Origin of the sequence: Kribbella sp. CA-245084, assembly GCF_050942355.1 — a bacterium.
Classification (GTDB): Bacteria; Actinomycetota; Actinomycetes; order Propionibacteriales; family Kribbellaceae; genus Kribbella.
In genome coordinates, this window is sequence record NZ_CP192053.1 from 7,433,304 (window position 1) to 7,446,235 (window position 12,932).

Genomic DNA, 12,932 nt, shown 5'->3' on the forward strand with positions numbered 1-12,932 from the left:
CGGCACGCGGCGGATAGCCCGGCCCGGTGCGCTCCGCTAGCATCGGACGTCCACCGAGCGACGAACTGGGGGCCGTGGTGGCCGAGCGAAAACCTTCCTTTCAGGACCGGATCCGGGCCCGGCAGGAAGGGACTTTCATCGGCCGTGCCGAGCCCCTGGCCCAGTTCGAGCAGAACCTGGCGCTTCCGGTGGACGACGCACGACGCCGGTTCCTGTTCGCCGTGCACGGTGCAGCCGGGGTCGGCAAGACGAGCCTGATCGGCCAGTGGCGGCAGCTGGCCGAGTCCCGCGGTTGGGCCGTCGGGTACGTCGGCACCGCGTACGACGTCCTCTCCGCACTCGAGCAGCTGGCCGGCACGCTGGCCGCGTCCGGCGCGGAATGCACGACCTTCGGCAGAAAGCTGGCGCAGTACCGCAAGGACCGGCGGACCGTGGACTCCGATCCCAACGCGCCGGCCGGCATCTCGTCACTTCTGACCCGTACAGCGACCCGGATCGTGCTGCGCGCGGCCGGTGACCTCCCCCTGGTCGGCGCGTTCACCGACGAGATCGACAAGGACGAGGCGGCTCTGCAGGCCGACCAGGTCCGCGCCTTCCTGGCCCGCCGGTTCGGACGCCGGCACGACCTCGACCTGCTGCTCTCACCGGTCGACGTCCTCGGTCGGGCATTCGTCACCGACCTTCGGCAGACCGGGAGACGGCGGCCGCTCGTGCTGTTCTTCGACACGTTCGAGTCGACCGGAAGGTACCTCAACAGCTGGCTCCTGCACCTGCTGGACGGCCGGTACGGCGATCTGCCGGAGGACATAGTCCTGGTCGTGTCGGGCCAGGAGCCGCTCGACGCGAACCTCTGGGCCGGCTACCTCAGCATCCGGGCCGATGTAGAGCTGCAGGTGTTCACGGCCGCCGAAACCCGTGAGCTCCTTGCCGCGCACGGCATCGTCGATCCCGCGACCGTCGAGCTGATCAGCGGGCTGTCCGGCCGCCTGCCGGTGCTGGTCGCCATGCTGGCCGCCTCCGCGAAGGACGGCGCCGTCAGGGCCTCTGACTCGACCGGCGCAGCTGTCGATCGCTTTCTGCACGGCGTCTCCGACCTCGACCGGCAGCGGGCTGCCCAGGCGGCGGCGCTGTGCCGTCGGCTGGACCGCGAGACCGTTGCGATCGCAACGGGCGCGACCGTCGACTTCGACTGGCTGCGCAAAATGCCTTTCGTCGTCGGTCAGCCGGACGGTTACTACTACCACGACGTCGTCCGGACGATGATGATTCGCTCGTACCGCCGGACCGACGCGGACAAGTGGCCGGTCCGCCACCGGGCCCTGGCCGACCACTACCGGCGCCGCCGCGACGGACTCGGTCTGCCGGCCATCGAGCAGTGGCGCGACGAACGCTGGCTCGCCCTCAAGCTCGAGGAGACCTACCACGACCTGTGCGCGGCCGGAACACCTGCGCTGCGGGACGGCTTGCACGGCTTGATCGACATGTATCGCCGCACGAGCGACGGCGCGGTGCGGTGGGCCCGCACGATCGCCCAGGCCGGAGACGACTCAGGCGTCGAGACGTTGCGAGCCCGCGGAGAAGAACTTGCTCGGCAGCTGACCGGCGAGCCGGGTGAGGTGGTCACGCTGCTGGGTCACCTGGCCGACGATCGATCATTGGACGAGCAGCACCGGTGGTCCGCGTGGTTCCTGCGGAGCCGGCTGCAGACCCGGCTGGGTGATCACGAAGCGGCGCTCCGGGATCTCGACCAAGCAGATCAGTTCTCCACCGGCGCGGCGACCGAGGAGCTGCGCGGACAGATCCACGCCGACCTCGGCAGGTACGACCAGGCCCTGCTCCACCTGGACGAAGCGGCCCGGCTCGATCCGCAGTACAGCATGGTCTTCACCACCCGCAGCGAGGTCTACCGGGTCCTCGAGCAGTACGACGCCGCGCTGGCGGACATCAACCGTGCCCTCGAGCTCCGGCCGGCCGATCCCGCTCTGCTCGCGAGCAGAGGCTTGCTGTACACGGACCTGAACCAGCCGGGTGAGGCGAAGGCCGACCTGGATCGGGCCGTCGCTCAAGACCCGACCGAACCGACCTGGCTGCTCTGGCGGTCGCAGCTCTTCCTGCAGAACGCCCGCCTCATCGATGCGCTGGCCGATGCCGACCGCGCGGTGGAGCTCGATCCGGACTCCACCGATGCCCGCGGCCTCCGGGCCGTTCTGCGCGGCTTGCTCGGCCGCGCGGCACCGGAGCCTGACGCGGGGCTCGACCCCGAGCTCGGGATCGAAATAGCGTACGCACAGGCGATGGGCCGGCTGATGTCCGGCGACGCCGCGGACGCTGTGCCGGACCTGTCCCGGCTGATCGAGAGCAACCCCTACAACCCGTTGCTGTATTACGGCCGTGGATCCGTGTTCGCAAGCATCGGCCGGCTCGACGACGCGCTCCGCGACTTCGACCGTTCGATCGAGCTGGATCCAGAACCGACGTCGGCCCTGATCGAGCGGGCCGCGATCTACGCCGAGCTCAAGCGGTTCGAGCCGGCCCTCGCCGACCTCGATCGCGCTCTCGTTTCTGAACCGCACTCGGTCACGCTCTGGACGAGGCGCGCGCAGCTCAACCACCGGGCAGGGCAGCGAGCGGCGGCGCTTGCCGACCTTGATCGGGCCATCGAGCTCGGGCCTGACTCCGGGGAGGTCGCGATGACCCGCCAGATGCTGCAGGCGGCTCTGGGCGATCCTACTGAGTCGTTGCGCGAGCTGGATCGAGTCATCGCAGGCAATCCCGATGACGTGGTAGCGCTGATCGGGCGGGCCGAAGCCCGCCTCAACCGCGGCAAGTACGAGTCCGCGCTGGAGGACCTCGACGCGGTCCTGCGGTTCCTGCCGAAGAATCCCGCCGGGCGCGCGCTCCGCGGCCGGGTTCTCCACCGGCTCGGAGACACCGCCGGGGCTCGCCGCGAGTTCGACGATGCGGTCCGGCGCAGCCGCCGGAGCGGTGCCGTGGTCGCCCTGCGCGGGCGCTTCTTCCGCCAGGTCGGCGACTACGCGGCCGCTCTCGAGGACTACACGCGGGCCGTCAAGCTCGCGCCGACCCGCTCCTACGTCTGGATCGGGCGCGGCCGCACCTACCTGGCGATCGGCCGGTACGCCGAGGCAATCGCCGATTTCGAACGGGCCGCCGGTGTCGAACCGGTGCAAGGCTGGGCGTTCTACGGGCAGGCGTTGACCTGGTGGTACCGGGACGACCCTGATCGGGTCCGCCGATTGCTCGAGGCGGCGGTGGGCGCGGAGGTCGCTCTGCTCTCAGATCTGGTCGACGCGCTACCGGACGACGTACCGGGGCAACTCGACGCCCTGCGCGGTCTCGGGGCGAAGTGCCGACGTTGTATCGACCTCGTGGTCTTCGCGACCGCGCTCGGCGAGGCGCAGGCCGCGAGCAGGCTGCTGGCAGCGATCCTCGCCGCCGGTACCGCGGTCGACGTACTTCCCGAAGTGGTGGAGCAGCTCACCGAGTTGGGCAGATTCATCGGCGCCGACGCGGTCGGGCCGTTGATCGACCAGCTCGCCCGTGGCTGATCAGGTCAGCTCGACGCAAACATTCGTCGTCTCGGTGTAGAAGTCGAGTGAGTGGCGGCCGCCTTCTCGGCCGATGCCTGACAGTTTGACGCCGCCGAAGGGGGTTCGGAGGTCGCGGAGGAACCAGGTGTTGACCCAGCACAACCCGACGTCAAGCGCTGCGCCGGCACGGTGGGCGCGGCCTACGTCGCGGGTCCAGACGGTTGCGGCGAGGCCGTAGTCGCTGTCGTTGGCCAACCCAAAGGCCTCGTCTTCGGTGTCGAACGGCGCGATGTGACAGATCGGACCGAAGATCTCCTCGCGATTGGTCCGAGCGTCGGCCGCCAGACCGGTGACCACGGTTGGTTGTACGTAGCAACCGCCGTCGCGGGCATCGCCGAACGTCGGTACGCCGCCGCCGGTGACGACCTCGGCGCCTTCGAGCCGGGCGAGGTCGTAGTACGACAGGACCTTGTCGCGGTGTTGTTTGGAGATCAGCGGCATGTTCATCGTGGCCTCGTCGGCGGGCCAGCCGTAGGTCAGCTCGGCGGCGCGCGCCGCCAGCCGCTCGGTGAACTCCTCGAAGATCGGGCGTTCGACGTACAAGCGTTCGGTGCACAAGCACACCTGCCCGCCGTTGGTGAAGACCGAGCGGACCGAGCCCTCGACAGCCGCGTCGAGGTCGCAGTCGGCGAAGATCAGGCCGGCGTTCTTCCCGCCGAGCTCGAACGACACCGCCTTCACGCGATCGGCGGCCACCTTGGCGATCGACGTACCGGTGGCGGACTCGCCGGTGAACGTGATCGCGTCCACCCCGGGGTGCCGGGTCAGGTACTCCCCCGCCGACGACGGCCCGAAGCCGTGGACCAGGTTGAAGACTCCGGCCGGTACGCCGGCGTCGGCCATCACCTCGGCCAGCACGGTCGCGGACGACGGCGTCTCCTCGGACGGCTTCACGACAACAGCGTTGCCACAGGCAAGCGCCGGCGCGACCTTCCACGTCAGCAGGAGCAGCGGAAGATTCCACGGTACGACGATCGCCACCACCCCGACGGGCTTCCGTACGGCGTAGTTCAGCGCCCTGCGCCCGTCCGGCAGCACGGTCGTGTACGACTCGGTCGGGATCGTCGTCGCGAAGTCCGCGAATGCCCGGAAGTTGGCCGCACCGCGCGGGATGTCGAGCGTCCGCGCCTGGCTGATCGACTTCCCGGTGTCACCTACCTCCGCCGCGACGAGATCCTCGAACCGCCGCTCCAACTCGTCCGCGACCCGACGCAGTACGGCGGCCCGCTCCTGCTCGCTCATCCGCCCCCACGGCCCGCGCAACGCCGCCCGCGCCGCGCCCACCGCTGCATCAACGGTCGCAGAGTCCGCCTCGCACACGTCGAAGATCTGCTCCCCCGTCACCGGCGAAACCTTGGCGAACCGCGATGCACTCTCCACGAACTCGCCACCAACGAAATGCCGAAGCAGCCCGACCGACGAGGGTTGCCCGGTCAGCAAGTCAGGCGACCACAGACTCATGCGCCGGCACCTCCCAGGGCTTCCATACCAGACCGTATGGAATGGTCGCCGTGCGAGCACGGCGCGCTCATCGGCGTTTCCTCGCGCGGACTCATCGGCGTTGCCCCGCGCGGGCTCATCGGCGTTTCCTCGCGCGGGTGAGGGTCGTGAGGATGCCGAGCGCGGCGATGGCTCCAGCGCCCAGCAGTTGGTGCTGGCGGCGCACCCGTTGCTGGACTTCGGCGTACGGGGTGGTGCTGAAGGAGACGAGTTCGTAGCGGGAGACGTAGGTGCCGGGCAGGAGTCGCTCCAACGCGTGCTCCACGCGCTTCTGCAGGCGGAAGACCGGTGAGGCGACCTTGTCCCGCATCTCAACAAAGTTTGCGAGGGCCATTTCGGCGATTGCCTCGGTGTTCTCGCGCCGGCGTGCCTCGAAGAGGGGAAGCGCCCGCGCCCACGAGCCGCCGGTGTCGTCGAGGCAGCGGTCGAGCTCGACCACGTCTTCGAAGGCACAGTTGGCCCCCTGCCCGTAGAACGGCACGATCGCGTGCGCCGCATCGCCGAGCAACGCAGTACGGCCGTGCGCCTGCCACGGCAGCGTGTGCACAGTCCCCAGCACCCCGACGGGATTGTTCAGATAGTCATCGACCAAATTCGGTGCCAACGGCAACAGATCGGGGTAGTTGATCCGGAAGTGGTCCTCGATCCCGGACGCCGACGTGAGCGCGTCGAACGACCCGGCCGGCCAGAACAGCGTGCAGGTGAAGGACTTGTCCGGGTTCGGCAGCGCGATCATCATCGACGTACCGCGCGGCCAGATGTGCAGCGCGCCGGGATCGAGCGCGAACTCCCCGGAAGCAGCAGGGATCGACAACTCCTTGTAGCCGTAGTCGAGGAAGTCGACGTTCTCCGCAACGATGCCCTCGGCAAGCAACTGCTCGCGCACCGCGGACCCGGCGCCATCGGCCCCGAGGACGACATCGGCAGTGACCGCGACCTTCCCGGCCGGCGTCGCGAACACCATCCGGCCGGCAGCAGAATCCAGCTCCACCAGCCGATGCTCGAACTCCACAGACACACCAGGTGCCCCAGCGGCCGCCGTCAGCAGCGCATTGTTCAACGCACCGCGGCTGATCGAATTGATCGCGCGATCCCCCGACGCCGAGTACGCCTGGAAGTCCAGCGGCCCGGTCACCGGATGAATCATCCGGCCCTTCATCGGCAGCGCATCCGCCATCACCTCGTCGACCAGCCCGATCCGCCGCAACGCGTTCAGCCCGCGCTCGGAGATCGCCAGGTTGATCGACCGCCCACGCTCGACCTGCGCAACCCGCGGGTCCGCGCGACGCTCGTACAGCGTCACCGTCAACCCCCGCCGCGCCAGGAAGCACGCGAGCAACGAACCGGTCAGCCCGGCGCCGACGATCGCGACCTTCATGCCATCACCTCGGCCAACGCCGCTGCGGCCCGCCAACAGTCGTGGTACGTCGAGTACAGCGGCACCGGCGCCAACCGCAGTACGTCGGGCTCCCGCGCGTCCGCGATCACGCCGTACTCGAACCGCAGCCGCCGCGACAGCTCACCGGCTCGCATCCCCGTGACCCGCAACGACAACTGGGCACCCCGCCGCGCGGGATCCGTGGGCGTGATCACCGGCAACGGCACGTCGGCCAGCAGTTTCTCCAGGTACGCCGTCAATCGCACACTCCGCTCCCGCAGTACTTCGATGCCGATCTTGTCGAAGAGCTCCAGCGACGTCCGGACCGGGCTCATCGAGAAGATCGGCGGGTTCGACACCTGCCACGCGTCGGCGCTCGCGGGCGGCCGCGACTCCGGCGTCATCTCGAACCGCGTCGCCGCCTCCGTGCTCCACCAGCCTTCGAACCGCGGCAGGTCCGTGCCGAGGTGACGCTCATGCACGAACGCACCTGCCAGCGCGCCGGGCCCGGAGTTCAGGTACTTGTAGGAGCACCACGCCGCGAAGTCCACATCCCAGTCGTGCAAGGCCAACGGCACGTTCCCGGCTGCATGCGCGAGGTCCCACCCGACGACCGCGCCGGCCGCGTGACCAGCCTTGGTGATCATAGGGATGTCCATCAACTCGCCGGTCAGGTAGTTCACACCGCCGAGCAGCACGAGCGCGACGTCGCCACCGAGCTGCTCGACGACATCCGCCGTACGCAGGCTGTCCTCGCCCGGTCGCGGACGCAGCCGGACGACCGCGTCCTCGGCGTCGTACCCGTGAAAGGCGACCTGCGACCGGACGGCGTAGCTGTCCGAGGGGAACGCGGCGTCCTCGATGACGATGCGGTGCCGCGAAGGTGTCGGCCGGTAGAACGAGACCATCAACAGGTGCAGGTTGACGGTCAGCGAGTTCATCACAACGGTCTCGCTCGGCAACGCACCGATCAAGCGGGACGCGGGGCCGGTCAGCAGCTCGTGGTACGGCAGCCAGGGTCGGGCAGCGTCCAGATGGCCCTCGACCCCGAGCGCGGCCCACGCGTCGAGGTCCTCGAGCAGTTCGGCGCGCGTCGCCTTCGGTCGCAGGCCGAGCGAGTTGCCGGCGAAGTACGCCACCTCGGGGTAGTCGCCGCCCTGCGCGGGCGGCACGTCGAACAGGTCCCGGTGCCCTGCGTCGGTGGCATCGAGAGCCAGAGCGTCAGCCTCGGTCGTCACCCCTCGGCAACCTCGTCGACAGCGGCTGCCTTGGGAGCCTCGATCACCTGGCCCTTGCCGAGCACGGTCACACCGCCCTTGGACACGATGAACCCGCGCTCCCGGTCGTAGTCCGGGTCGACGCCGATCTCGACGCCGTCCGGGACGACGATGTTCTTGTCCAGGATGACGTTCTTCAGTACGACGTCCTTGCCGATCTTGCAGTTGTCCATGATCACGCAGCGCTGGATGTCCGCGCCCGAGCTGACGATCACGTTCGAGCCGAGCACCGAATGGTCCACGTGGGCCCCGCTCACGATCGAGCCCTGGCAGACGATCGACTCGCCGACGGTCGCGTCGTCGGTGAACTTCGCGCCGGGCAGCTGCGGATGCGAGGTGAAGATCGGCCAGTCGGAGTTGTACAGGTTGAAGACCGGCTGGATCGAGACCAGGTCCATGTGCGCCTCGTGGTAGGAGTCCAGTGACCCGACGTCGCGCCAGTACGACCGGTCCCGATCGAGAGCGCCCGGTACGTCGTTCTCCTGGAAGTCGTACACGCCGGCCTTGCCCTCGGCAACGAGCATCGGGACGATGTCGCCGCCCATGTCGTGCCGCGAGGCCGGGTTGGCTGCGTCCTTGCGCAGCGCGTCGACCAGCACATCGCGGGTGAAGACGTAGTTGCCCATCGAGGCGAACGTCTCGTCCGGCGAGTCCGGCAGCCCCGGCGGATCGGCCGGCTTCTCCAGGAACTCGTCGATCACGTGCCCGTCGTCACCGGTCTTGATCACGCCGAATTCGCTGGCCTCGACCCGCGGCACCCGGATGCCGGCCACGGTCACGCCGTTCCCGCGCTCGATATGCGCGGCGACCATCTGCGACGCGTCCATCCGGTACACGTGGTCGGCGCCGAAGACCACGATGTACTCCGGGTCCGCGTCGTTGATCAGGTTCATCGACTGGTAGATCGCGTCCGCGCTGCCCTGGTACCACTGCGGACCGAGCCGCTGCTGGGCCGGCACACAGGTCACGTAGTTTCCGAGGAACGTCGACATCCGCCAGGTGAGCGTGACGTGCCGGTCGAGCGAATGCGATTTGTACTGCGTGAGCACACAGAGATTTCGATAGCCGGCGTTGACCAAATTCGAGAGGACGAAGTCGATCAGCCGATAACTCCCGCCGAACGGCACGGCCGGTTTGGCCCGGTCCGCCGTCAGCGGCATCAACCGCTTCCCCTCACCACCGGCCAGCACGATTCCGAGAACTCTGGGCGCCTTTGCCATGTCCGCACCTTAGCTCCGGATACCCCAAGGCATAAGCGCTTGCGAGTGTCGCGACACTGTAAAGATGCCGATCCTCGTCGTACCGACCACTGCCGTTCACCGATCGTTTCTCGCGGCCTGGGACGAGCTCGGTCCGGATCATGAGCGGTGGATGGGTGCGAAGTCGATCGCCGCCGACGACGAGGAGTGGACCCGCAAGCAGGCCGCGGACCCGGCCGAGTTCCACCGGCTGGTCGAGGCGATCAAGGCCGAGGCGGATCCGGCGACCGAGCTGCCGCCGGGGCTCGTGCACCAGACCGTGCTGTGGTTCGTCGACGGCATCGAGTTCCTCGGCCGACTGTCGATCCGGCACTGGCTCACCCCGGCCCTGCTCGAGGTGGCCGGCCACATCGGGTACTGCGTCCGCCCGTCCGCACGCCGGCACGGGTACGCGACCCAGATGCTGACCCAGTCGCTGCCGATCGCGGCCGCCCTCGACATCGAGCCGGCCCTGGTCACCTGCGACACCGGGAACGTCGGTTCGCGCAAGGTCATCGAGGCAGCCGGCGGCGAATTGGAAGACGAACGACACGGAAAGCTGAGGTTCTGGGTGCCGACACACGTCGCGTGATGACCTAGGGCATGTCTCCCGATCCCGCGCCGTCGCGAGCAGGTGCTCGGTGCGGTGCATCGCCGTGCGGGGGCGAAGGGGTCGATGCGGAGCATCGTTCCCTTTGCACCCGTGCGGCGAGGCGCCGTGCCGAGTGCCGCGCAGTAGGCGCGGGATCGGGAGACATGCCCTATGGTCGGAGCTTATGAAGGTCGCCATCCTGACGCGTGAGTATCCACCGGATGTGTACGGCGGGGCGGGGGTGCATGTGGACTTCCTGGTCCGCGAGCTCCGCCGGCTGATCGACGTGGACGTGCAGTGCATGGGCGAGCCCAGGCCGGGCGCGACCGCGCACTCCGAGGACGACCCGCGGATGCCGGGTGCGAACGCGGCACTGCGCATCCTGTCCACGGATCTCACGATGACGGCCTCCGTCGGCGACGCGCAACTGGTGCACTCGCACACCTGGTACGCGAACATGGCCGGCCAGTGGGCCAAGCTGCTGTACGACGTACCGCATGTGGTGACCGCGCACTCGCTGGAGCCGCGTCGCCCGTGGAAGGCCGAGCAGCTCGGCGGCGGGTACCGGCTGTCCAGCTGGGCCGAGAAGACGGCGTACGAGGCAGCCGACGCGGTCGTTGCGGTGAGCCGCGGGATGCGGGACGACGTACTCGACTGCTACCCCTCGATCGATCCGGCGAAGGTGCACGTGATCTCGAACGGGATCGACGCGGACTTCTACCACCCGGACCCGTCGACCCACGTCCTCGAGCGACTCGGCGTCGACCTGAATCGTCCGTACGTGACGTTCGTCGGGCGGATCACCCGGCAGAAGGGCGTGCCGCACCTGCTCCGCGCCGGCCTGCGCCTGGACCCGTCCGTGCAGCTCGTGCTGCTTGCCGGTGCCGCTGACACGGTCGAGCTGAAGGCCGAGACCGACGCGCTGATCGACGACCTCAAGATGGCTCGGGACGGCGTGTTCGTGGTCTCGGAGATGCTGCCACGCGAGCAGGTCCGGCAGGTTCTCACGCACGCTCTGGCGTTCTGCTGCCCGTCGATCTACGAGCCGCTCGGCATCGTCAACCTGGAGGCGATGGCCTGCGAGACCGCCGTCGTCGCGAGCGCGGTCGGCGGTATCCCCGAGGTCGTCGACGACGGCGTGACCGGCACCCTGGTCCCGTACGACGAGAACGACATCGACACGTTCGAACGCGGTCTCGCGGACGGGATCAACGAGCTCGTCGACAACCCGGCGAAGGCCGAGGCAATGGGCAAGGCAGGCCGTGAGCGGGCCGTGTCGCAGTTCGGCTGGGACGCCGTCGCGGACCGGACCGTGCAGCTGTACACGAGCCTGCTCGGGTAGGAGAAACCCCACCCTCGGTACGGGGCTTCGCACCATTCTTCGGGTGGCGCGGCGGCGGTTTGGTTGAGGTATGACATCTCGCCTGACAAAGACTGTCGCCGCCACCCTGGCGACTGCTGCTCTGCTCACGTTTCCGCTGTCCGCGTTCGGCGCCGTCAGCCAGCCGACGCTGTCCGAGGCCGCCGTCTCCAGTGTGCACGCTCCGCGCGGTTCGCTGGTCTCAGCGGTGCCGGTCGCACAACTGACCGCGGCTCAACTGGACGCTGCGTCGGCTGACTTCCCCGGCACACCACACGCGGCGTACGGCGTCACGGCGTACCGCTTGATCTACCGGACGATCGACCACAACGGGCGGCCGACGACCGCGAGCGGGATCGTCGTATTGCCCGACGGACGTCGCGGTGCGCTGACCGTGGCGGAGTACTTGCACGGGACCAACCCCACGAAGGCTGCTGCGGCGTCGGTCGACGACACCTCGACCGATCGGCTGGTCACGGCCCTGTTCGCAGGTCAGGGGCTGGTCGGCGTTGCTCCGGATTACCTCGGACTCGGGCTCGGTCCGGGCAAGCCGCCGTACCTCGACACCAAGACCGAGACGACCTCGTCGGGCGATTTGTTGCTCGCCGCACGGACCTTCGCGGCCAAGCACGGGATCGCGCTGAAGCGGGACGTGCTGGTGACCGGCTTCTCGCAGGGCGGGCGCGCGTCGATGGCCTTCGGCCGGGCACTGAGCCGTGGCGAGGTCGGCTCGTTCCGCCTGGGCGCGATCCAGGCCGTCGCCGGCCCGTACGACCTGCTCGGCAGCGAGTTGCCGGCGGTCTTCACCGGTGGCGTCCTGCCGCCGACCGCGACCTTCTACCTCGGCTACCTGATCACCGCCTGGAACCGGACCGTCGGGCTGTACGACGATCCGCGCGAGGTGTTCCAAGCGCCGTACGCCGCGACGGTCGAAGGGCTGTTCGACGGCACGCACTCCGACGAGGACATCGTCGCCGCGCTCCCGGACACGCCGCAGAAGCTGTTCACGCCGGCATTCATCAAGCAGCTGCAGCACCCGACCGGTCGTCTCCTACGGGCGGTTCGTGCGGCCGATCAGGTGTGTCGCGACTGGACGCCGCGGGCGCCGGTGCATCTCTATAGCGGTACGAAGGACACCGACGTGGTCGCCGCCAACGCCGACGCCTGCGCGGCCTCTTTGCGAGCCCGCAGCGCCGACGTGACCGTCCACAGCATGGGTCCCGTCGATCACACGGGTACGGCGTTCGCGGCGTACCCAGGGATCATCCGCGCGTTCAGCCGGTGGGCTTGAGCCAGCCGATGCGCAGGTCGTCCGCGGCCGGGCGGTAGATCCGGATGAGCTCGGCGCGTTCGGGGTCGTCTTCGGGCAGGTCGTTCGCGAGAGCGGCCTGCGCGGCGACGATCTGTGGCCGGGCGCCAAGGGCAGCACGCAGGTGGAGCGAGCGACGCAGCATCATGATTCCCTCGGCCGGCTCCTTGAGATGCGCGAGGTGCCGGATGATGTAGGACTCGAAGAAGCCGTCGCCGTACTTCGTCGCGATCTCGAGCGCTGTCTCGTACCGCGCAACGGCGCCGGCCGAGTCCTCGTCGATGTTGTCGAGCAGGACACCCCAGTGGTACTCGGCCCAGCCGCGCTGCAGCTCATCGCCGCTCTGTGCCGCCGCGCGGTACGCCGCCTCGGACGCCGCGCGGTCGTCGGGGCGCGGATCGCGCTGGAACAGCAGGCGACTGTAGGCGAGTCGTCCCGTCAGCAACTGCGCGGTCCACGACGCGGGATCGAGCGCCGCGACCGCCTTCTCGGCCTCGTCGTGGCCGTCGATCCGGAAGAACCAGCCGTCGACGGCGATCTCGGCGCGCAGCTCGGGATCGCCGTCCGGACCGAGGAGGGCGAGCGCGGCGTCCCACTCCCCCAGCAGGAACAGGCGTCGGGCTACGTAGGTGTCATCAGCTACCATGACACCTACGTTAGGGATCGATTA

At 68.8% G+C, this 12,932-nt stretch carries 9 protein-coding genes; 4 read left to right on the forward strand and 5 right to left on the reverse strand.

Features of this window, described 5'->3' with window-relative positions:
• The first annotated feature begins 77 nt into the window (after positions 1 to 77).
• Positions 78 to 3,566, forward strand: coding sequence for a tetratricopeptide repeat protein (locus ACQPYH_RS35280; protein WP_432880459.1), 3,489 nt, complete (start codon positions 78 to 80; stop codon positions 3,564 to 3,566).
• Here ACQPYH_RS35280 and ACQPYH_RS35285 read toward each other — a convergent pair whose 3' ends face one another.
• The 4 genes from ACQPYH_RS35285 to glgC all read right to left on the reverse strand — a co-directional run bounded on the left by ACQPYH_RS35285 (position 3,567) and on the right by glgC (position 8,983).
• The gene (locus tag ACQPYH_RS35285) at positions 3,567 to 5,069 is read right to left on the reverse strand and encodes a 2-hydroxymuconic semialdehyde dehydrogenase (protein WP_432880461.1); all 1,503 of its coding nucleotides are present in this window, start codon (positions 5,067 to 5,069) and stop codon (positions 3,567 to 3,569) included.
• Between the two features lie 115 nt (positions 5,070 to 5,184).
• Positions 5,185 to 6,486 carry an FAD-dependent oxidoreductase gene (locus tag ACQPYH_RS35290; protein ID WP_432880463.1) on the reverse strand — a complete coding sequence of 434 codons (1,302 nt, stop codon included), beginning with the start codon at positions 6,484 to 6,486 and terminating at the stop codon, positions 5,185 to 5,187.
• Positions 6,483 to 7,724 carry a kynureninase gene (gene kynU, locus ACQPYH_RS35295; RefSeq protein WP_432880465.1) on the reverse strand — a complete coding sequence of 414 codons (1,242 nt, stop codon included), beginning with the start codon at positions 7,722 to 7,724 and terminating at the stop codon, positions 6,483 to 6,485. Before kynU ends, ACQPYH_RS35290 begins: the two co-directional genes overlap by 4 nt.
• Positions 7,721 to 8,983, reverse strand: coding sequence for a glucose-1-phosphate adenylyltransferase (gene glgC, locus ACQPYH_RS35300; protein ID WP_432880467.1), 1,263 nt, complete (start codon positions 8,981 to 8,983; stop codon positions 7,721 to 7,723). The genes kynU and glgC overlap by 4 nt, the downstream gene beginning before the upstream one ends.
• Before the next feature lie 64 nt (positions 8,984 to 9,047).
• Here glgC and ACQPYH_RS35305 point away from each other — a divergent pair, with 64 nt between their 5' ends.
• The 3 genes from ACQPYH_RS35305 (at position 9,048) to ACQPYH_RS35315 (ending at position 12,244) form a co-directional block, all read left to right on the forward strand.
• Positions 9,048 to 9,593 (forward strand): GNAT family N-acetyltransferase, encoded by a 546-nt coding sequence (locus ACQPYH_RS35305; RefSeq protein WP_432880468.1) that lies wholly within the window; start codon positions 9,048 to 9,050, stop codon positions 9,591 to 9,593.
• A gap of 184 nt (positions 9,594 to 9,777) precedes the next feature.
• Positions 9,778 to 10,935 (forward strand): glycogen synthase, encoded by a 1,158-nt coding sequence (gene glgA / locus ACQPYH_RS35310; protein WP_432880471.1) that lies wholly within the window; start codon positions 9,778 to 9,780, stop codon positions 10,933 to 10,935.
• 70 nt (positions 10,936 to 11,005) lie between these two features.
• Positions 11,006 to 12,244 carry a hypothetical protein gene (locus tag ACQPYH_RS35315; RefSeq protein ID WP_432880474.1) on the forward strand — a complete coding sequence of 413 codons (1,239 nt, stop codon included), beginning with the start codon at positions 11,006 to 11,008 and terminating at the stop codon, positions 12,242 to 12,244.
• Here ACQPYH_RS35315 and ACQPYH_RS35320 read toward each other — a convergent pair.
• The gene (locus ACQPYH_RS35320; protein WP_432880476.1) at positions 12,228 to 12,908 is read right to left on the reverse strand and encodes a hypothetical protein; all 681 of its coding nucleotides are present in this window, start codon (positions 12,906 to 12,908) and stop codon (positions 12,228 to 12,230) included. The two genes, ACQPYH_RS35315 and ACQPYH_RS35320, sit on opposite strands and share 17 nt — an antisense overlap.
• Positions 12,909 to 12,932: the final 24 nt, after the last annotated feature.